Consider the following 18,990-nt stretch of genomic DNA (forward strand, 5'->3'; position numbering starts at 1 on the left):
CCCGCCAGCTGCCCCCGGTGCTGCCCGGGTTCGTCGGACGGGCCGCCCACCTCGCTGCCCGGCGGCACGGTCACCGTCCGCCCGGAGAGCGTGAGCGCGACACGGTTGGCGGACACCCTCGCTGCTGGGGTCAGAGGTACTGGCCGGTGTTGCTTGCGGTCTCGATGGACCGCCCGGCCTCGGCGCCCTTGCCCCCGGAGACGAGCGTGCGGATGTAGACGATCCGCTCGCCCTTCTTGCCGGAGATGCGCGCCCAGTCGTCGGGGTTGGTGGTGTTGGGGAGGTCTTCGTTCTCGCGGAACTCGTCGACGCAGGCGTCGAGCAGGTGCTGCAGGCGCAGCCCCTTGCGACCCGAGGTGAGGAACTCCTTGATGGCCATCTTCTTGCTCCGGTCGACGATGTTCTGGATCATCGCGCCGGAGTTGAAGTCCTTGAAGTAGAGGACTTCCTTGTCACCGTTGGCGTAGGTGACCTCGAGGAATCGGTTCTCCTCGGTTTCCGAGTACATCCGCAGCACCACGGCGTCGATCATCGCCGCGACGGTGGCCTGGGCGTCGGTGCCGTGTTCGGCCAGGTCGTCGGGGTGCAGGGGCAGCCCGGAGAGGATGTACTTGGAGAAGATGTCCTTGGCCGCTTCGGCGTCCGGTCGCTCGATCTTGATCTTCACGTCGAGACGGCCGGGGCGCAGGATCGCCGGGTCGATCATGTCTTCCCGGTTGGAGGCGCCGATGACGATGACGTTCTCCAGCCCCTCCACGCCGTCGATCTCGCTGAGCAGCTGCGGGACGATGGTGTTCTCCACGTCGGAGGAGACACCGGAGCCGCGGGTCCGGAAGATCGAGTCCATCTCGTCGAAGAACACGATCACCGGGGTGCCCTCGCCGGCCTTCTCCCGGGCACGCTGGAAGATCAGCCGGATGTGCCGCTCGGTCTCACCGACGTACTTGTTGAGCAGCTCGGGACCCTTGATGTTGAGGAAGAAGCTGGTGTGCTTCTCCTTGCCCTGCCGCTCGGCGATCTTCTTGGCCAGCGAGTTGGCCACCGCCTTGGCGATGAGCGTCTTGCCGCAGCCGGGCGGGCCGTAGAGCAGGATGCCCTTGGGTGGGCGGAGTTGGTGCTCACGGAACAGGTCCGCGTGCAGGAACGGCAGCTCCACCGCGTCGCGGATCTGCTCGATCTGCGACTGGAGGCCACCGATGTCGCCGTAGTCGACGTCGGGCACCTCCTCCAGGACCAGCTCCTCGACCTCGCTCTTCGGGATCCGCTCGTACGCGTACGCCGAGCGGGGCTCGATCATGAGCGAGTCGCCGGCCCGGATCGCCGAGCCGATGAGCGTCTCCGCGAGGTGCACGATGCGCTCCTCGTCGGAGTGGGAGACCACAAGCGCCCGGTCGCCCGCAGCGCCGTTGGGTCCCTCCAGGATCTCCTTGAGCATCACCACCTCGCCGACCCGCTCGTACCCGAACGCGTCGACGATGTTGAGCGCGTCGTTGAGCAGGACCTCCTGGCCACGGCGCAGGTCACCCACGTCGAGCGAGGGTGAGACCGCGACCCGTAGTTTGCGGCCGCCGGTGAAGACGTCCACCGAGCCGTCGTCGTGCTTGGCCAGGAAGACGCCGTACCCACTCGGCGGTTGCGCGAGCCGGTCGATCTCCTCCTTGAGCGTCACGATCTGCGTGCGAGCCTCCTTGAGGGTGCTCACCAGCCGGTCGTTGTTCTCGGTCAGCCGCGCCAACTGTGCCTGGGTGGCCGCCAGCCGCTCTTCGAGCTGCCGGACGTGTCGGGGGCTTTCGGTCAACTTGCGCCGCACCAGGGCGAGTTCCTCTTGCAGGAACGCGACCTGCGTGGAGAGATCGTGGGCTTCCTTCTCCCACCGTGCGGCGCGCGAGTCCGCGTCGTCGCTACGTGCTGCCACGTCCCACCTCCCCGGGGGGCTTGAACGTTCTGCCCTAACACTAGCCGCTATGAGGCCGATTCGGTCCCACGCAACACCCTCGTCACCGAACCTTGATCGCCAAGGGTGGCCTGACGGGCCGTTACTGGCGTTCGGGTACCGTCGCAGCGTGGGACGCGAGAACATGGGGGGTGCACAGGTGGCCGAGGTCGCGACCGACGAGTTGCAGGTCTGGGTCGACCAGGATCTCTGCACCGGCGACGGGCTCTGTGTGCAGTACGCGCCGGAGGTTTTCGAGTTCGACATCGACGGCCTGGCCTACGTCAAGGGCGCCGACGGTGAGCTGCGGATGGCGCCGGGCAGCCGGGTCGACGTTCCCGCGCACCTGCGACTCGAGGTGATCGACTCCGCGAAGGAGTGCCCGGGCGACTGCATCCACGTGGTGCGCGGCGACGGCGTCGAGGTCGCCGGCCCGGACGCCGAGGACGACTGACCCACCGGCCGGGCCACGTAGCCCGGCCGGGCCGAGGACCGGGTGCGTCTCAGAGCATCGGACGGCCGACCACCGAGGCGACAAGCCGCGCGAACTCCTCCAACCGGGCGATCTGCCCGGCCCCGCCGTCGTCGAGGGTCTTGCCGAAGCGCAGCGCGTCGTGCCGGGGGGTGCCGGCCATCTCCTCGCTCGGTGGCGCCTCGTCCAACGAGGTGAGCAGCAGGTAGACGTCGATGCTGTCGACCCGGATCTCGCCGCTCTCGGTGCGGTTGAGCCGTCGCCGGCAGCCCACCTCGGTGACGGTGGAGACCGGCACCACCCGCAGCGACGAGGTCATCGAGCCGGGCGGGCCCTCTTCGGGCGGTACGTCCTCGCCGTGCCACAGGATCAGCCGGCTGCCGTCGCAGACGACGACTTCCTGCCACACCCCGTTGACCTCGTTGACGAAGCGTTCCAGGGTGAAGCCGAGCACCGACGCGCCGCGCAGCACCCCGCCGAGCGCCTCCAGGGCTACGTCCGGGTCACGCAGGTAGGCCCGCGCCGCCGACTCCAGGTCCTGGTAGGGCGACCAGTCGGGAAAGACCGCAGGGAGGTCTCCACCGCCGTAGCCCGGTCGGCTCATGCCAGCGTCTCCCCCTGCTCGGCGGTGCCGACACCCAGCTCCTTCGTCACGGCCTGTCCATCTCCCCCGTACCGTTGGGCTGGGCGGCTGCCGCCTGGGCGGTCGCGGCCTGTCGGGCCGCCTCCGCCTCGCGCAGGTCCTGGCGGCGCTGCGCGTACGCCTCGGTGCCCTTGCTGGGCTTGCGGCGGCGCGGTGGCGCGGTGACGCCCGGGGCCAGCTTGCGGGCGGACACCAGGAAGGCGGTGTGCGCGATCATCCGGTGGTCGGGGCGGACGGCGAGGCCCTCGGCGTGCCAGTCGCGCACCAGGGACTCCCAGGCCCGCGGCTCGGTCCAACCACCGCGCTCGCGCAGCGCCTCCACCAGCTCGGAGAGCTGCGGCGTGGTAGCGACGTAGCCGATGAACACCCCGCCGGGCACCAGCGCCCGCTCGACCATGTCGAGGGTCTCCCAGGGGGTCAGCATGTCCAGGATGATCCGGTCGAAGCCGGTCTCCTGGCACTGCGCGACGTCGCCGACGTGCAGGTTCCACGAGGGGTGCGGCCCGTTGAAGAACGCCTCGACGTTGCGTTTGGCGATCTGGGCGAAGTCGTCGCGCAGCTCGAACGAGTGCAGCTCACCCTCGGTGCCGACGGCGCGCAGCAGAGAGCAGCTCAGCGCGCCGGAGCCGGCGCCGGCCTCGAGGACCTTCGCGCCGGGGAAGATGTCGCCCATCGCGACGATCTGCGCCGAGTCCTTCGGGTAGATCACCTGGGCGCCGCGCGGCATGGACAGCACGTAGTCCGACAGGAGTGGCCGCAGGGCCAGGAACGCGGTGCCGCCACCGGAGGTGGTCACCACGCTGCCGTCGGGGAGCCCGATCAGCGCGTCGTGGGCCAGGATGCCGCGGTGGGTGTGGAACTCCTTGCCGGGCTCCAGCGTCACGGTGTGCATCCGCCCCTTGGGGTCGGTCAGCTGGACCCGGTCGCCGGGCCGGAACGGCCCCCGGTGCACGGGTGTCAGCGCCGGCGTGGCGGGGTCGGCGGCGACGGTGGAGGGAGTTGCGGTCACGGTGTCATCTTCCGGTTGGGTTCGAGGAGCTGTGCCAGGTCCGCGATGTGCAGAATGCCGACGACATCTTCGCCTGACGTCACCACGTACTGCGCGCCCGGGTGGGTCTGTACGGCCTCCATCACCCGCTCGCCGTCCCACCCGAGGGGCAACGAGGGAAGTGTGGCCAGGGACCGGGCAACGGCGTCCACCGCCAGCCACGGGCGGCGCTCGACGGGCACCGCGTCGGCGGCGGCCGGGTCGACGAGCGCCACCGGTCGACCCGTGGAGTCGGTGACCAGCAGCGCGGCGCCCGGCGGCCCGCTCTCGGCGCGTCGGCGCTGGGCCTCGGCCAGGGGCGTGCCGGTCGGCACCGGCCAGGCCGGACGGGCCAGCCGGGCGAGGTCGATCAGCGGGAACCGGCGGCTGACCCGGGCGGCCCGGATCGACTGCCCGGCGCCCCGCCAGAGGGTGACGGCGACCAGCAGCATCAGCGGCAGCGCCAGCGGCGCCAGCCGCCGCTCGACGGTGAGGAGCAGGACCAGGGCGGCGGTGCCGACGGCGACGGCCCGGCCGGCCCACCCGGCGACCTCGGTGCCGAGGTGCCGGTCGCGGGTCAGCCCCCACACGGCGGCGCGCAGCGCTCGGCCGCCGTCCAGCGGCAGCCCGGGCAGGCTGTTGAACAGCGCCACGATGACGTTGCTGACCGCGAGCTGGAAGGCGAGTTGGTGGGCCACGGTCCCCTCGGGCAGGGCGAGCGTGGCGGCGACCGCCAGGACGCCGAGCACCGCGGAGACCGCCGGGCCGGCAAGCGAGACCAGCAGGTCGACGCGGGGCGACGGGGCGTCCCGGTCCATCTCGGTGTAGCCGCCGAGCAGTTCCAGGGTGATCCCGCGCACACCGATGCCGTAGCGCCGGGCGGTGAGGGCGTGGCCCAGCTCGTGCAGCAGCACCGAGCCGAGCAGCGACACGACGAACCCGAAGCCGATCAGATAGCCGCTGAGCTGCGGCAGGCCCAGTTGCCGGCGGGCGAACTCGCCGTACAGCACCGCGATGAGCACCGCGAGCAGGACCATGGAGCCGTTGAGGTGCAGCGGCACCCCGAACACCCGGCCGACGTTCAGGCCGAGGCGTCGGTCTGGTCGGCGCGGCGGCCGGGTTGTCTGCTCCATCGCCACGATGCTACGGACCGTCGCTGTGCGGGGCGGGCGGCGGGCGGTGTCACACCGGTGCCCTAACCTTTGCCCACATGACGGCGGAACCGGTCACCACCCCCCAACCCTCCCCCGCGGCGCAGGCGCCACCGACGGTGCGGGCCTCGCTGTCCCCGTCCCGCGCGGCGGATTTCAAGACCTGTCCGTTGCTCTACCGGTTCCGCAGCATCGACCGGCTGCCCGAGCGCACCACCATCGAGCAGGCGCGGGGCACGCTCGTGCACGCGGTGCTGGAGCGCCTGTTCGACCTGCCGGCCACCAATCGCACGCCGGAGGCGGCCGGCGACCTGGTGGCCCCGCAGTGGGACCGGTTGGTCACCGAGCAGCCGGAGCTGACCGGGATCTTCGACGGCGCCGAGCCGGCGGGCCCGGTGGAGTTCCTCCGCTCGGCCGCCGGGCTGTTGCAGGGCTACTTCGCGGTGGAGGACCCGACCCGGCTGGAGCCGGCCGAACGCGAGAGCCTGATCTCCGCGGTCGTCGACGACGAGTTGCTGATCCGGGGCTACCTCGACCGCCTCGACGTCGCTCCGGACGGCGCGCTGCGGGTGGTCGACTACAAGACCGGCGGCGCTCCGCGGGAGGCGTTCGAGGCGCGGGCGCTGTTCCAACTGAAGTTCTACGCCCTGGTGCTGTGGCGCACCCGGGGGGTGGTGCCCCGGGTGCTGCGGCTGCTCTACCTGCGCGACGCCGAGGTGTTGGACTACACACCCGACGCCGACGAGCTGGTCCGCTTCGAGCGCACCGTGGTGGCGCTGTGGCGGGCGATCGAGCAGGCCACCGCCCGGCAGGATTTCCGGCCCCGACCGAGCCGGCTCTGCGACTGGTGCAGCCACCAGGCGCTGTGCCCCAGCTTCGGCGGCACTCCGCCGCCGTTCCCGGTCGCCGCGGCGACCGCCGACCCGTTGCGCGACTCCCGGTCAACCCCGGTGGCGCCGGGCGCCGACGAGTGACGTTCCGCTGAGCGTCGACCCGGGGGTGGCGCCGCCCGCTCCGGCACGCGTACGCCGTCGGCCGGCGACCCTGGACCCGACCGCAGCGGCGCCGTCGCGGTCGGGACAGGGCGGCGGGCCGGCCTCTACGGTGATCCGCGACGCACCGGCTCCGGTGCGCGAGGATGACCGGTGCGCGCCACGACGTCGGCGGGACGGGAGACGACATGAGCGATCGGGTGCCCTCGGCGCGGCCGGTGCGGATCCTGCTCGCCGACGACCAGCCGCTGCTGCGGACCGGGTTCCGGATGGTGCTTGGCGCCGAGAGTGACCTGGACGTGGTGGCGGAGGCCGGTGACGGCGTGGAGGCGGTGGAGTTGTCCCGCCGGCTGCTGCCCGACGTCGTGCTGATGGACATCCGGATGCCCCGGATGGACGGGGTGGCGGCGACCCGGGCCATCGTCGACGCCCGGCTGCCGGTACGGGTGCTGGTGCTCACCACCTTCGACCTGGACGAGTACGTGGTGGGCGCGTTGCGGGCCGGCGCCAGCGGGTTCCTGGCCAAGGACGTGCCGGCCGAGGACCTGATCGCGGCGATCCGCACGGTCGCTGGCGGGGACGCGGTGGTGACTCCCCGGATCCTGCGGCGGCTGCTGGACCGCTTCGCCGAGCTGCTGCCCGACCCGGCGGCGACCCCGTCGGCGGCGCTCTCCGCGCTCACCGACCGGGAGCGCGAGGTGCTCGTGCAGGTCGCCCGGGGGCTGTCGAACGCGGAGATCGCGGCGGTGCTGTCGGTGAGCGAGACCACCATCAAGACCCACGTCGGGCACGTGCTCACCAAGCTGCGGCTGCGCGACCGGGTGCAGGCGGTGGTGCTGGCGTACGAGTCGGGGCTGGTCCGCCCCCGGGCGTAGCCGCGCCGACCCGGGTACCTCACCCGGCGTACTCGAAGATCCCTCCGTGGGGGGACGGCTGCCGTTGCCATCGTCACCTACCGTGACCGGAGATGGCCCGGTTCGGTTGACCCTCCTGTGGCGTCAGGTGCAAGCGTCGGTGTTGTCGCCCGCCTCCGAGTGGGGGAAATCGGTCGACGGGCCGTCGACTCAGGGGCAACCCTGATGCGACATGGGGGTGCACCCGCAGCGGGAAATCCGCACCGGGTCCCCCCAGGGTTGGACGGGGCGGACGGGTGCAGCACCGATGATTGAACGGTCGCGCCGGACCATCGGGGGGCGGCGTGCATTTTCGGACAGACGGAAGAGGTAGATGACGTGACCGCGACGGTAGGCCAGCAGGCGCAGGCCGCGGCCCGGGCGAACGACGTGTGGAAGGTGTACGGCAGCGGCGAGGCTCAGGTCATCGCCCTGCGGGGGGTCAGCGCCGAGTTCGAACGTGGCCAGTTCACCGCGATCATGGGCCCGTCGGGTTCCGGGAAGTCGACGTTGATGCACTGCCTGGCTGGCCTGGACTCGGTGACCCGTGGGACGGTGGCGATCGGTGAGACGACTGTCACCGGGCTCGGCGACGCGGGGCTGACGAAGCTACGGCGCGACAAGGTGGGCTTCATCTTCCAGCAGTTCAACCTGCTGCCGACGCTCACCGCCAAGGAGAACATCCTGCTGCCGCTGTCGATCGCCGGGCGCAAGCCGGACCCGGCCTGGTACGACACGGTGATCCAGACGGTGGGTCTGCAGGACCGGCTGGACCACCGGCCGGCGCAGCTCTCCGGTGGGCAGCAGCAGCGGGTGGCGTGCGCCCGGGCGCTGGTCTCCCGCCCCGAGGTGATCTTCGCGGACGAGCCGACCGGCAACCTGGACTCGCGCTCCGGCGCGGAGGTGCTCAACTTCCTGCGCAACTCGGTGCGGGAGCACGGCCAGACCATCGTGATGGTCACCCACGACCCGACGGCCGCCGCGTACGCCGACCGGGTGGTCTTCCTCGCCGACGGGCAGATCGTCTCGGAGCTGATCGAGCCGACCGCCGAGACGGTGCTGGACACCATGAAGAAGCTGGACACGTCGGCCGAGGTGGGCAACTGATGTTCCGCGCGACACTGAAGAGTCTGCTGGCCCGTAAGGTCCGGCTGATCCTGTCCGGCCTGGCGGTGGTCCTCGGGGTGATGTTCGTCTCCGGCGCGTTCGTGCTCACCGACACGCTGGGGCGCTCCTTCGACTCGGTCTTCGCCGACGGTTTCTCCGAGATCGACGTGAACGTCGCGGCGAAGCCGAAGGTGCAGGTCGACGAGTTCGAGGGCGAGCAGACCGCCGCACCGTTGCCGGCCGCCGTGGTGGACCGGGTGAAGCAGGTGCCGGGGGCGGCCTCGGCGACGGGTGTGGTCAACGCCGACGGTGCTCGGGTGATCGGCAGCAACGGCAAGGTGGTCACGTCGTTCGGCCCGCCGCAGCTGGGCGAGAACTGGATCGGCGAGAGCGAGCTGCTGCGACTGCGGGAGGGGCGCGCGCCGCAGGCCGAGGACGAGATCGTCATCAACAAGGCGTTGGCCACGGCCGCGAAGGTGCAGGTCGGCCAGAAGGTCGGCGTGCTGACCGCGTTCGAGTCGAAGAAGCGGGAGTTCACGCTCGTCGGTGTCTTCGGCTACAGCGGTGACCGGGACTCGATCGGCGGCGTCAACGAGGTCTTCTTCACCACGCCGGTGGCGCAGCGGTTGATGCTCGGCGAGCCGGACGTGTACAGCAGCATCACCGTGACCGCCGCCGACGGGGTCTCCAACGAGAAGCTGCGCGACGACGTGGCCCGCACCCTGGGCGCCGACTTCGAGGTGAAGACGGGCGAGCAGGTCGCCGCGGACGCCTCGGCCGGCCTCAAGGAGGGCCTGTCGTTCTTCAACAAGATCCTGCTCGGTTTCGCCGCGGTGGCCCTGCTGGTGGGCACCTTCCTGATCCTCAACACCTTCTCGATCATCGTGGCCCAGCGCACCCGCGAGTTGGCGCTCATGCGCGCCATCGGGGCCAGCGGCCGGCAGATCATCGGGTCGGTGGTGTTGGAGGCCATCGTGGTCGGGTTGATCGCCTCGGTGCTCGGCCTGGCGGCCGGCATCGGGGTGGGCGCGTTGCTGGCGTACCTGTTCGGCAGTCTGGCCGGTGGGCTCACCCTCGCCGGGATCGGCGTGCCGGCGGCGGCGGTGATCGGGTCGTTCGCTGTCGGGCTGGTCATCACGGTGGTGGCAGCGCTGTTGCCGGCGCTGCGGGCGTCGCGGATCCCACCGATCGCCGCGATGCAGGACGTGGCCACCCCGGACCGGCCGTTGACCAAGGTCACGGTGGCCGGGTCGCTTGTCACCGGCATCGGCGCGGTGCTGCTGTTCCTCGGGCTCAGTGGTAACGCCCGTGGTCAGACGCTGCCCACCATCCTCGGTGGGGTGCTGTTCGCGTTCATCGGCGTGGCGCTGCTGACCCCGCTGATCAGCCGGCCGGTGGTGGGTCTGCTCGGCGGAATCTTCTCCTGGTCGCTGCCGGGCAAGCTGGGCCGGCTCAACTCGGGGCGCAACCCGCGCCGGACCGCGATCACCGCGGCCGCGCTGATGGTCGGCATCGCGCTCGTCACCGGCGTCACGGTGATCCTCGACTCGGCCAAGGGCAGCATCAGCGCCCTGGCCCAGGACACCGTCAAGGCCGAGCTGGTGATCGCCGGGGCGCAGGGCGGGCCGCGCCCGCCGAGTTTCGACCCGTCGGTGCTGGACCAGGCGAAGACCCTGCCCGGTGTGCGGCTTGTCGACGGCGAGTACGGCGACATGGCCCAGATCGACGGCGAGCGCACCTGGGTCGGGGCGAGCAGCGACATCGCGTCGCTGCGGCAGATCTTCAGTGCCAAGCCCGTCGCCGGTGACATCGACCGACTCGGGCCGACCCAGATGCTGGCCAGTTCGGACACCGCCGACTCGCGCGGCTGGTCGGTGGGCTCGACGGTGGACGTGCAGTTGACCCGGGGCGAGACGCGGACGTACACGATCAGCGGCATCTACGAGTCCGGGCAGCTGTTGAACCCGGTGATGCTGCCGGTGACGGCGGCGAAGGACTTCGCGATCCCGCAGCCCTTCCAGGGCTTCATCCAGTTGGCCCCGGGTGCGCGGGTGGGCGACGTGCAGCCGCGGGTGGAGACGCTTCTGGCGGACAGCCCCGAGGTGTCGGTGGCCGACCGGGACGCGTTCATCAAGCAGCAGACCGGTCAGCTCGACGGGCTGCTCACGATGATCCAGATCCTGTTGGCGCTGGCCATCGTCATCGCCGTGCTGGGCATCATCAACACCCTGGCGCTGTCGATCCTGGAACGGACCCGCGAGTTGGGGCTGCTACGGGCGATCGGCCTACGCCGGTCGCAGACCATGGCCATGATCACCGTGGAGGCGGTGGTGATCTCCGTGTTCGGCGCGTTGCTGGGCGTGGCGGTCGGCACCGGCCTCGGTGCCGCGGTGGTCGAGGCGCTCAAGGACGAGGGCATCACCGACCTGATCCTGCCCTGGGGCCAGATGGGTGTCTTCCTCGGTCTCGCCGCGATCATCGGTGTGGTGGCAGCGGTGCTCCCGGCCATCCGGGCGGCCCGGATCAACGTCCTGGGCGCCATCGCCCACGACTGACGCCGCGACGCGCGACAGGGGCCCCCGGTGTCACCGGGGGCCCCTGTCGCGTCCGTCAGGCCGCGGCCCGGTCGGTCAGCAGCGCCGCGAGCAGTTCCAGGTCCACGCCGGTCAGGCTCTCCACCTGGCGTACGGCGACAGTGCTCGGCAACGCCACCTCCGCCGGTACGGCCAGCACCGCCGCGCCCGAGGCCACCGCACTGGCCACCCCGGTCGGCGAGTCCTCGATCGCCACGCAGCGCTCGATCGGCACACCCAGCAGCCGGGCCGCGGTGAGGTAGGGCTCGGGGTGCGGCTTGGCCGCCACCACCTCGTCACCGGCGACCACCGTGTCGAAGGTGTCCCGGCCCAGGGTGTCCAGGGCGATCTCGACGAGCGCCCGTGGGCTGGAGGTGACAAGTGCGGTGGGGATTCCCGCCGCACGGACCGCGCGCAACAGGTCGAACGCTCCCGGCCGCCAGGGCAGACCACTACGGAACAGCTCCAGGATGCGGGCGTTGATCCACGCCGCGCTCAGCTCCGGATCCCGTTCGGGTTGCCCCAGGTCGTCGTGCAGGATGCGCATCGACTCGGCCATGGCGGTACCGATGATCGCCTGGCGGGCGTCGACGGAGAGTTCCCCGCCGTACTCCTTCGCGAGTTCCTGCAACGCGACGTCCCACAGCTTCTCGCTGTCGACCAACGTGCCGTCCATGTCGAAGAGCACGGCGGCGGGGTGATGGCTGCTCAGCGGAACCTCCAGGGTCGTGACCGACACCGGCGATCCTGCCAGCACCGCCCGTCGCCGGTGCCGGCAACGGGCGGCAGGGTGATCCGGGCAACCCCGCTCAGCCCAGGTCGCACTCCTTCAGGGAACCCTCGTAACCCCGGAAGAACATGTCGGTGCGCTGCTCGGCGGTGCCGTGCGCCCCTTCGGCGAACCAGGGCTGGTCCGGGTCGTCGCCGACCGCCGCCACCCCCTCCCGGAACTCGTCCAGGTCGCCCTCGGCGAGGGTCAGCGCGCCCGAGCGCACCGAGTCACCGAGGTACGCCCCGGCCATGCAGTCGGCCTGCAACTCCTGCTGGATGGTGAAGCTGTAGTTGATGCCGAGCCGCACCTGGATGGCGTGCGCGTACTCGTGCCCGAGCAGGTAGAAGACGAACGCGTCGCCGACCTGACGGAACGCCGCCACCGACCAGGCGACGTCGTACGCGATGAAGTCGCCCTGGGAGCAGTAGACGGCGTTGTTGCGGGGCAACCGCTGGCCGCCGCAGGACACCTCGCCGTCACGCTGGTACGGGATGATCCGCCGGATCGGTCGGAACCGCTGCCCGGACTCCTTGAACTGGGCCGCCCAGTACCGCTCGGCGACCGCCTGCGCGTCCGCGACGTCCTGCTCGAACTCGGCGACGCTCGTGGTGCTGTCGGCCCGGGTGGTGCTCGGCCCCGGCTCGGCGGCCGACGGCTTCGCCCCGGGGCGCTCGGGCTCCGGCTCGGCCAACCCGCCGCCGGCGCAGGCGAGGGAGACCAGGGCGGCGACCACAAGTCCCGCGAGCAGGCCCCGCGCGCCGCGTCCGAACCGTGCGCCCACTGTGCCTCCCCAGACATCGTGCCCGCGCTGGTAGTACCCCGACGATACGACCACCACGCCTGTCACCGGTTTCACGCAGGGTGGGGCCGGACGGTTCACGCCGACCGGTCGCTCAGCCGCCGGAATCCTGACCGCGCTGCCAGGCGTCACCCTGGTCGCCGTGCCGCTCGGCCTCGTACCGGTGCTGCCGACTCCGCGCATCCCGACCAGCCGCCGGGTCGTCCCCGAGATCCACCCGCCCCCGCCGGACCACGGCCGCCCAAGCAGCACCGGCGACGACAACGAAAACCCCACCCACCACCCACACCACGGCCATACCGCCAACCTAACCCCCACCCACCACCCCTCCGCCCCGACGATCATGGAGTTGTTGTCACCGCACCCGGCGTGTCGGGGCAACACCTTCATGATCGACAGTTCGGGTGGGGTGTCCGGAGGGTGGGGGTTGGGTTCGACGTTTCTGGTGGGGACGCCGGGGTGGCGTTCCCGGCAGCAGAAGGAAGAGGTGGGCACGTGAAGTACATGATTCTGCTCTATGGGTCGCAGCAGGACTACGACGTGCTGTCCGGGCGGGCTTCCGACCGGCCGGCGATGTCGGCCGAGCAGATCGCGGCGATGCACGAGCACATGGAGACCTTCCACCAGGCGCTCGCCGAGTCCGGGGAACTCGTCGACGCCCGGGGCCTGAGCGAGCCGGTGCACGCCCGCCGGGTGCAGGTGCGCGAGGGCGCGCCCGTGGTCACCGACGGCCCGTACCCGGAGACGCAGGAGGTCCTCGCCGGTTACACCATCGTGGCGTGCGCCAGCTTCGACCGGGCCACCGAGATCGCCGCCGGACTGGTCGACCCCGACGCCCCGGGCGGGTACGTGGACGTGCGGCCGGTGCTCGACGGTATCGAGGACCTGGCCGGCTGAGCCGGTGCCGGAGACTCCCGCCGAGGACGCGGTGCAGGAGGCGCTGATCGCCGCTGCGGACGGATGGCCGCGCGCCGGCGTACCGGAGAATCCGCGCGGCTGGCTGATCACCGTGGCGTCCCGTCGGCTGAGCCGGGGCACACGAGCCGGGTTGGCGCTGCTCGCCACCCTGGCCGACGACCCCCGCCTCGCCGACGACCCTCGACTGCCGGCTGCCCGCGCCCACCTGTGGGAGCTGGAGGGTGAGCGGGTGGCGGCGCGGGAGGCGTACCGGATCGCGGCGGCGCGCTCGATGAACCTTGCGCAGCAGCGTTACCTGAACGCCCGCGCGGAGCGTCTCGCGGGCGACCCGCCGCCCGCCGGTTGAGCCGGCGGGCCGGGCGGGTCAGCCGGCGGGCCGGGCGGGTCAGCAGGCCGGGCGGGTCACGGGCTGGCGGCCAGGAAGACGAAGGCGGCCATCAGCACCAGGTGCACGCCGCCCTGCAACACGTTGGCCCGGCCGGGCACCACGGTGAGGACGGCGGTGACGGCGGTGAGCGCGAGCAGGGCGAGCTGGGTGCCGCCGAGGCCGAGCAGCAGCGGGCCGTCGAGCCAGATCGAGGCGATCGCGATGGCTGGGATGGTCAGGCCGATGCTTGCCATCGCCGAGCCGAGCGCGAGGTTCAGGCTGATCTGCACGCGGTCGCGGCGCGCGGCGCGGGCGGCGGCCAGGGTCTCCGGCAGCAGCACCAGCAGCGCGATGATCACGCCGACGAACGCGTGCGGCAGGTTCGCCGCGGCGACGCCGGCCTCGATGGTCGGGGAGACGGTCTTGGCGTCGCCGACCACCGCGACGAGCGCCACCAGCAGCAGCCCCAGACTCATCAGCGCGGCGCGGGTGGTCGGCGGCTTGGCGTGCTCCTCCGCGTCGATCACCTGACCCCGGCTGTCGACCGGCAGGAAGTAGTCGCGGTGCCGGCCTGTCTGCACGAGCACGAACAGCCCGTAGAGCGCCAGCGAGGCGACGGCGGCGAAGGCGAGCTGGGCCGGGCTGAACTCCGGGCCGGGCCGGGCCGTGGTGAAGGTCGGGATGACCAGACTCAGGGTGGCCAGGGTGATCACGGTGGCCAGTGCCCCACCGGTGCCCTCCGGGTTGAACACCGCGACGCGACGGCGTATCGCCCCGAGCAGCAGCGACAGGCCGAGTATCCCGTTACACGTGATCATGACGGCGGCGAAGACGGTGTCCCGGGCGAGCGACTGGGTCTTCTCCGGCCCGCTGATCATGAGCGTGACGATGAGGGCGACCTCGATCACGGTGACCGCGACGGCGAGCACCAACGACCCGTACGGCTCCCCCACCCGGTGGGCGACCACCTCCGCGTGGTGCACGGCCGCGAGCACGGCACCCCCGAGCAGCACCGCGACGACCACGATGACCGGGCCGGGCAGGTTCCGCCCCCAGGTGACGATCAACACCAGAACGGCGAGCACGGGTACGACGAAGGTCCAGTCGGTCAGGCGGGAGCGAAGCAGGGCGGCCATCCGTACAGAGTGCCAGGTCAGGTGATCATGTGCCCAGCATCGACGCACCGATCTGCGCTCTCGGAGGTCCACGACGGGCAGATCCGTAACCTGTAGGTTACGCTTCTCGGGTGGATGACGTGGCCGTCGCGATCGCCGACCCGGTGCGGCGGCACATCCTGACCATGTTGCGCGCCGAGCCCCTCAGCGCCGGCGACATCGCCAAGCGGTTCACGATCAGCCGGCCCGCCATCAGCCGCCACCTGCGGGTGCTGCGCGACAGCGGGCTGGTCCGTGCCGAGCTGGTCGGCCGACAGCGGGTCTACCGGCTCGACCCGGGCCCCCTCGGCCCGCTGATCGACTGGCTCACCGCCCTCACCACTGTCGACAGGTGGGGCCCGCACCTCGACGCGTTGGAGACCGAGGTCTACCGCACCCGCCGAGAGCGCCGCAGCCGCGGCCCGGCGGAGCACCGAAGGGAGCACACCGCATGACCCGTACGCCTGCCGGACGCCTGTTCCGCACCGCCACCGGCCACGATCTCGTCCTCACCCGGACCTTCCGCGCCCCCGCCGCGGACGTCTGGGCCAGCCTGACCGAGCCGGAGCGTACGGCCCGCTGGTTCGGCCCGTGGGAGGGCGACGCCGGCCCCGGACGGACCATCCGGGTCCAGATGGCGTACGAGGAGCAGCAGCCCTGGTGCGAGGTACGCATCGACGCCTGCGAACCGGACCAGCGCCTCGCCGTGTCGATGGTCGACGACTTCGGCAGCTGGCTGCTGGAGCTGTCGCTCACCGAGACCGACGGCACCACCGAGCTGCGGTTCGTGCAGCACCTGAGCAGCGTTGAGGGCATCGCCGAGGTGGGCGCCGGTTGGGAGTACTACCTGGACCTGCTCGTCGCCTCCCGCGACGGCTCGCCGCGCCCGGAGTTCGACGACTACCACCCGGCCATGCAGCCCTACTACCAGGAGCTGGCCGCGGCGGCCGGCTAGGTGTCCAACTCCCGCCGCAGCTTGGCGAACTCGGCGGTCAACGCCGGCAGCGGGAAGTGCGCGTTCAGGCCGCTGGGGTTCGGCAACACCCAGACCCGGGCCGGGCCCAGCCGGTCCGGTCGCGGGCCCAGGCCGGCCGTCGGTCGGGCGAAGGCGATCCGGTACGCGCTTACCCCGAGCACCGCCACCCAACGCGGTCGATAGCGCTCGGCCTTCAGCGCCAACCCGGTCACGCCGGCCACCAACTCCTGCGCGGTCAGCTCGGCGGCGCGGGCGGTGGCCCGGTTGCTCAGGCTGGTGATGCCCAGGCCCTGCCGCAGCAGCTCGTCGCGTTCCCACGAGTGCAGCTGACGGTCGGTGAAGCCGGCCCCGTGCAGGGCCGGCCAGAACCGGCTGCCCCGCCGGGCGAACGGCTCCCCCACGGCGGCCGAGTAGAGGCCCGGGTTGTAGCCGCAGAAGAGCACGCGCAACCCGGGGGCGATGATGTCCGGCAGACCCCGACCGGCCGCCGCCGCCACCTCCTGCGGGGTCGGCCGCCGGGACGGCCCCGCACGCTCCGCGTCCACCCCACCGATCCTGCCGTACGCCCGGGTGCCGGGACCGGCGCACGGCTTGACACCCTGAACCGATGCAGTCGACCGACGTCCTCGCCGCCAGCCGTCACGCCCGGATGCGCTGGAACACTCCGCTCTCCCCGGAGCACGCCGCGTTGCTGCTGCAACGGCTCGACGTCCGGCCCGGCGCGCGCGTGCTCGACCTCGGCTGGGGCTGGGGGGAGCTGCTGCTGCGCGCGGTCGCCGCCGGCGGTGTGTCCGGCCCGGTCGCGACGCGTGGCGTCGGTGTCGACACCGACGAGGCCGCGCTCGCCCGAGGGCGGCGGCTGGCCGCGGGTCGGTCGCTGGACCGGCACGTCGCCTTCGTGCTGGGGGAAGCCGCCGCCTGGCAGGAGCCGGCCGACCGGGTCCTCTGCATCGGGTCGGCACACGCCTTCGGCGGCACCGCGGGCGCCCTCGACGCCCTCGCCGCCGTGGTCCGGCCCGGTGGACGGCTGCTGTTCGGCGACGCGTACTGGGAACGGACGCCCACGGCAGAGGTCGCCGAGATCTTCGGCCCGCAGGTCGAGACCCTCCCCGGGCTCCTCGAGGCCGCCCGCGAGCGGGGCTGGCGTTTGCTGCACCTGAGCACCGCCGACCAGCGGGAGTGGGACGACTTCGAGTCCACCTGGCTCGCCGGCCGGCAGGAGTGGCTGCTGGCGTACCCGGAGGATCCCCGCGCGGCAGACGTCCGGGCGGAACTCGACGACCGGTCGCGCCAGTACGTCGGCGGTTACCGGGGCGTCCTCGGCCTCGGCTACCTCGTCCTGGGCCGCTGACGGTCCGCCGTTGACCCCGCTGGCTACGCTGCGCGGGGTGAGCGCCGGACCCCGTCTCGCCCTGCCGTGGCGGCTCCTCGTCGTGGCCGGCGGCGCCGTGCTGGTGTGGCTGCTCCTGGGCCCCCTGCTCGGTCGTGACTACGACCGGACCACCCACGCGGTCGGGGCGGTCCTCACCACCGCTGTCGTCGTACCCCTGGTGGTCGTCGCCCGTCGTGTCCTGGACCGACGGCCCTGGGCCGGGCTCGGGTTGCCGTCGCTGCGCGCCGGCTGGCGGCACCTGCTGTTCGGGATGGCCTGCTGGCTCGCCCCCGCGGCGGTGGGGTTCCTGCTCTGCCTCGGGCTTGGCTGGGTCGAGATCAGCGTCCGGACGTCCGTCGGGGACGTGCTACGCGTGGCGGCCCTGCTGGTGGTGCTGGTCTTCCTGAAGGAGGCGCTGCCGGAGGAGCTGGTCTTCCGCGGGTACCTGCAACACCACCTCGCCGCCCGGCTGACCGCCTGGCAGGCGGTCGTCGGGCAGGCGGTGCTGTTCACCGTGTTCGGGTTCCTCATCGGGGCGGCCAGGTCCGTCGACCGACTGGCGCTGTTCCTCGTCTTCGCGCTGCTGCTGGGCGCCTTCCGCGCCGCCACCGGCGACGTCTGGGCCGGCATCGGCCTGCACGTCGCCTTCCAGACGGTCGCTCAGCTGTTCGGCGACGTCGGGGCGGTCTTCGACGTGGTCGGCGCGGACGTGCTGGCAGTGGTGGCCATGGGAGCCATCCCGTTCTCGGTCAGCTGGCTCGTCCTGCGACACCGCTACCGCGACCACCTGAACTGGAACACCCTCGCGCCGGAGCCAGCGCCCCCGAGCGGCTGAAGCCCCCCGCCCCGCGCGCCCGCCCCCGCGCGCCCCGCCCCGCCCCGCCCCGCCCCGTCGATCATGGAGTTGTGGTGGGGGACAAAGCACTCGCGAGAACCCAAAGCAGGCACCATAACTCCATGATCGACGGCTCAAGCCCTTCCGGCCCGCGACCAGATGCGTCGATCTTGCACTTTCTGTTGCGGCATCTGGGGCATCCTGCTCAATCCGACAACCGTAAGTGCAAGATCGGCGCGCCGGGTGGGGCACGGCGTGAGGCAGGCAATCATCCGACGGTTAAGGGGCCCGCACGACCGCAGGGGCACCCGCGGGCCCGCCTGGGCGACCGGGGCCGGCCGTACGACGTCCGGTCGTCGGTCAGGTCAGGGTGCACGCGGATCCGCAGTACGGGCAGTACGCACGCTTGGCGTTCGAGACGACCTCGATGTCGCACGGCACGCAGTGGCCGTTCTCCCACAGGCCCTGGTCTATCCCGAGTCCTCCGTCGTAGAAGTCGCGATCCGGCCAGGCGACCAGTTCGACGGCGAGGCCCGGCTCGACGTCGTCGGCGTAGCGGGTGACGCTGGCCAGGGTCAGCGCCGTTCGCGTGCCGTACGACTCCTCGGTGAAGTGGGGTAGGGCACGGCGCAGGACGTCGACGAGTTCGCGGACCGGCAGCGCCGTGAGGTGCTCGGCGAGGCGTTTCCGATCTTCGTCGGTGCTCATGCCACCGACCATACGGCCCACCTCCACCGCGACCTGGGCCGCGGGCGGGCGCACCCGGGCGGGAGCGGGTGGGCTTGACGGGGCGCATACATCGGAGGTTTACTGCGTCAGCGATACCAATCGATGAATTCTGACCGTCCACAGTGGTTGTCCGAGGTCAACGATTGGTCCACCGCACCACCCTCCATCCCCCACCACCCCCGAGCACCTCAGCCGAGCATCGGCGGCCCGGCTCCCGCACCGCCACCGTGGCCCCTGGCCTGCCCACGTGCACGCCCTGAGGTCGACGCTCAGCAGA

21 protein-coding genes are annotated in these 18,990 nt (G+C 71.8%); 12 read left to right on the top strand and 9 right to left on the bottom strand.

What is annotated here, in order from left to right; translation table 11 throughout:
- Positions 1-130 precede the first annotated feature (130 nt).
- Complete coding sequence (gene arc / locus ACWER9_RS23000) at positions 131-1,915, bottom strand: proteasome ATPase (RefSeq protein WP_452303794.1); 1,785 nt, start codon at positions 1,913-1,915, stop codon at positions 131-133.
- Positions 1,916-2,093: 178 nt separating this feature from the next.
- On the opposite strand from arc, the gene ACWER9_RS23005 reads away from it, so the two are divergent.
- Positions 2,094-2,387: a ferredoxin gene (locus ACWER9_RS23005; RefSeq protein WP_452303839.1), complete on the top strand. Its 294-nt coding sequence runs from the start codon at positions 2,094-2,096 to the stop codon at positions 2,385-2,387.
- Between the two features lie 49 nt (positions 2,388-2,436).
- Here the strand turns inward: ACWER9_RS23005 and ACWER9_RS23010 are convergent, their stop codons facing one another.
- From ACWER9_RS23010 to ACWER9_RS23020, 3 genes are read right to left on the bottom strand one after another with little or no spacing between them, the layout of a single operon-like run.
- Positions 2,437-3,009 (bottom strand): hypothetical protein, encoded by a 573-nt coding sequence (locus tag ACWER9_RS23010; protein WP_452303795.1) that lies wholly within the window; start codon positions 3,007-3,009, stop codon positions 2,437-2,439.
- Positions 3,010-3,055: 46 nt separating this feature from the next.
- Positions 3,056-4,057: a tRNA (adenine-N1)-methyltransferase gene (locus ACWER9_RS23015; protein WP_452303796.1), complete on the bottom strand. Its 1,002-nt coding sequence runs from the start codon at positions 4,055-4,057 to the stop codon at positions 3,056-3,058.
- Entirely contained in the window at positions 4,054-5,145 is a 1,092-nt protein-coding gene (locus ACWER9_RS23020) for a site-2 protease family protein (protein ID WP_452303840.1), read from the bottom strand. Before ACWER9_RS23020 ends, ACWER9_RS23015 begins: the two co-directional genes overlap by 4 nt.
- Positions 5,146-5,285: 140 nt before the next feature.
- On the opposite strand from ACWER9_RS23020, the gene ACWER9_RS23025 reads away from it, so the two are divergent.
- The 4 genes from ACWER9_RS23025 (at position 5,286) to ACWER9_RS23040 (ending at position 10,773) form a co-directional block, all read left to right on the top strand.
- A complete protein-coding gene (locus ACWER9_RS23025; RefSeq protein ID WP_452303797.1) occupies positions 5,286-6,200 on the top strand; it encodes a RecB family exonuclease in 915 nt (304 codons plus the stop codon).
- Positions 6,201-6,406: 206 nt separating this feature from the next.
- Positions 6,407-7,093 carry a response regulator gene (locus ACWER9_RS23030; RefSeq protein ID WP_452303798.1) on the top strand — a complete coding sequence of 229 codons (687 nt, stop codon included), beginning with the start codon at positions 6,407-6,409 and terminating at the stop codon, positions 7,091-7,093.
- A gap of 357 nt (positions 7,094-7,450) precedes the next feature.
- Entirely contained in the window at positions 7,451-8,218 is a 768-nt protein-coding gene (locus tag ACWER9_RS23035; protein WP_452303799.1) for an ABC transporter ATP-binding protein, read from the top strand.
- Complete coding sequence (locus tag ACWER9_RS23040) at positions 8,218-10,773, top strand: ABC transporter permease (RefSeq protein ID WP_452303800.1); 2,556 nt, start codon at positions 8,218-8,220, stop codon at positions 10,771-10,773. The genes ACWER9_RS23035 and ACWER9_RS23040 overlap by 1 nt, the downstream gene beginning before the upstream one ends.
- 55 nt (positions 10,774-10,828) lie before the next feature.
- Here the strand turns inward: ACWER9_RS23040 and ACWER9_RS23045 are convergent, their stop codons facing one another.
- Positions 10,829-11,479, bottom strand: coding sequence for an HAD family hydrolase (locus ACWER9_RS23045; RefSeq protein WP_452303841.1), 651 nt, complete (start codon positions 11,477-11,479; stop codon positions 10,829-10,831).
- Positions 11,480-11,600: 121 nt separating this feature from the next.
- Positions 11,601-12,344, bottom strand: a complete 744-nt coding sequence (locus ACWER9_RS23050; RefSeq protein WP_452303801.1) for a neutral zinc metallopeptidase — start codon at positions 12,342-12,344, stop codon at positions 11,601-11,603.
- Between the two features lie 160 nt (positions 12,345-12,504).
- On the opposite strand from ACWER9_RS23050, the gene ACWER9_RS23055 reads away from it, so the two are divergent.
- The 3 genes from ACWER9_RS23055 to ACWER9_RS23065 are packed head-to-tail and all read left to right on the top strand — an operon-like array spanning position 12,505 to position 13,626.
- Positions 12,505-12,861 (top strand): hypothetical protein, encoded by a 357-nt coding sequence (locus ACWER9_RS23055; RefSeq protein WP_452303802.1) that lies wholly within the window; start codon positions 12,505-12,507, stop codon positions 12,859-12,861.
- A 5-nt stretch (positions 12,862-12,866) separates the two neighbouring features.
- Positions 12,867-13,259 (top strand): YciI family protein, encoded by a 393-nt coding sequence (locus tag ACWER9_RS23060; protein ID WP_452303842.1) that lies wholly within the window; start codon positions 12,867-12,869, stop codon positions 13,257-13,259.
- Between the two features lie 4 nt (positions 13,260-13,263).
- Positions 13,264-13,626: a sigma factor gene (locus ACWER9_RS23065; protein WP_452303803.1), complete on the top strand. Its 363-nt coding sequence runs from the start codon at positions 13,264-13,266 to the stop codon at positions 13,624-13,626.
- A 56-nt stretch (positions 13,627-13,682) separates the two neighbouring features.
- Here the strand turns inward: ACWER9_RS23065 and ACWER9_RS23070 are convergent, their stop codons facing one another.
- Complete coding sequence (locus ACWER9_RS23070; protein ID WP_452303804.1) at positions 13,683-14,783, bottom strand: calcium:proton antiporter; 1,101 nt, start codon at positions 14,781-14,783, stop codon at positions 13,683-13,685.
- A 110-nt stretch (positions 14,784-14,893) separates the two neighbouring features.
- Here ACWER9_RS23070 and ACWER9_RS23075 point away from each other — a divergent pair, with 110 nt between their 5' ends.
- Both ACWER9_RS23075 and ACWER9_RS23080 read left to right on the top strand, forming a co-directional pair.
- On the top strand, positions 14,894-15,256 hold the full coding sequence (locus tag ACWER9_RS23075) for an ArsR/SmtB family transcription factor (RefSeq protein ID WP_452303805.1): 363 nt from the start codon (positions 14,894-14,896) through the stop codon (positions 15,254-15,256).
- Complete coding sequence (locus tag ACWER9_RS23080) at positions 15,253-15,756, top strand: SRPBCC family protein (RefSeq protein WP_452303806.1); 504 nt, start codon at positions 15,253-15,255, stop codon at positions 15,754-15,756. Before ACWER9_RS23075 ends, ACWER9_RS23080 begins: the two co-directional genes overlap by 4 nt.
- On the opposite strand, the gene mug is transcribed toward ACWER9_RS23080, so the two are convergent.
- On the bottom strand, positions 15,753-16,322 hold the full coding sequence (mug, locus tag ACWER9_RS23085) for a G/U mismatch-specific DNA glycosylase (protein ID WP_452303807.1): 570 nt from the start codon (positions 16,320-16,322) through the stop codon (positions 15,753-15,755). The two genes, ACWER9_RS23080 and mug, sit on opposite strands and share 4 nt — an antisense overlap.
- Before the next feature lie 62 nt (positions 16,323-16,384).
- On the opposite strand from mug, the gene ACWER9_RS23090 reads away from it, so the two are divergent.
- A complete protein-coding gene (locus tag ACWER9_RS23090; RefSeq protein ID WP_452303808.1) occupies positions 16,385-17,128 on the top strand; it encodes an SAM-dependent methyltransferase in 744 nt (247 codons plus the stop codon).
- A gap of 37 nt (positions 17,129-17,165) precedes the next feature.
- Positions 17,166-17,984 carry a CPBP family intramembrane glutamic endopeptidase gene (locus ACWER9_RS23095; RefSeq protein ID WP_452303809.1) on the top strand — a complete coding sequence of 273 codons (819 nt, stop codon included), beginning with the start codon at positions 17,166-17,168 and terminating at the stop codon, positions 17,982-17,984.
- 360 nt (positions 17,985-18,344) lie between these two features.
- Here the strand turns inward: ACWER9_RS23095 and ACWER9_RS23100 are convergent, their stop codons facing one another.
- Positions 18,345-18,692, bottom strand: coding sequence for a hypothetical protein (locus ACWER9_RS23100; protein WP_452303810.1), 348 nt, complete (start codon positions 18,690-18,692; stop codon positions 18,345-18,347).
- Between the last annotated feature and the right edge of the window lie 298 nt (positions 18,693-18,990).

The sequence above is a fragment of the Micromonospora sp. NPDC003944 genome, from assembly GCF_053605225.1.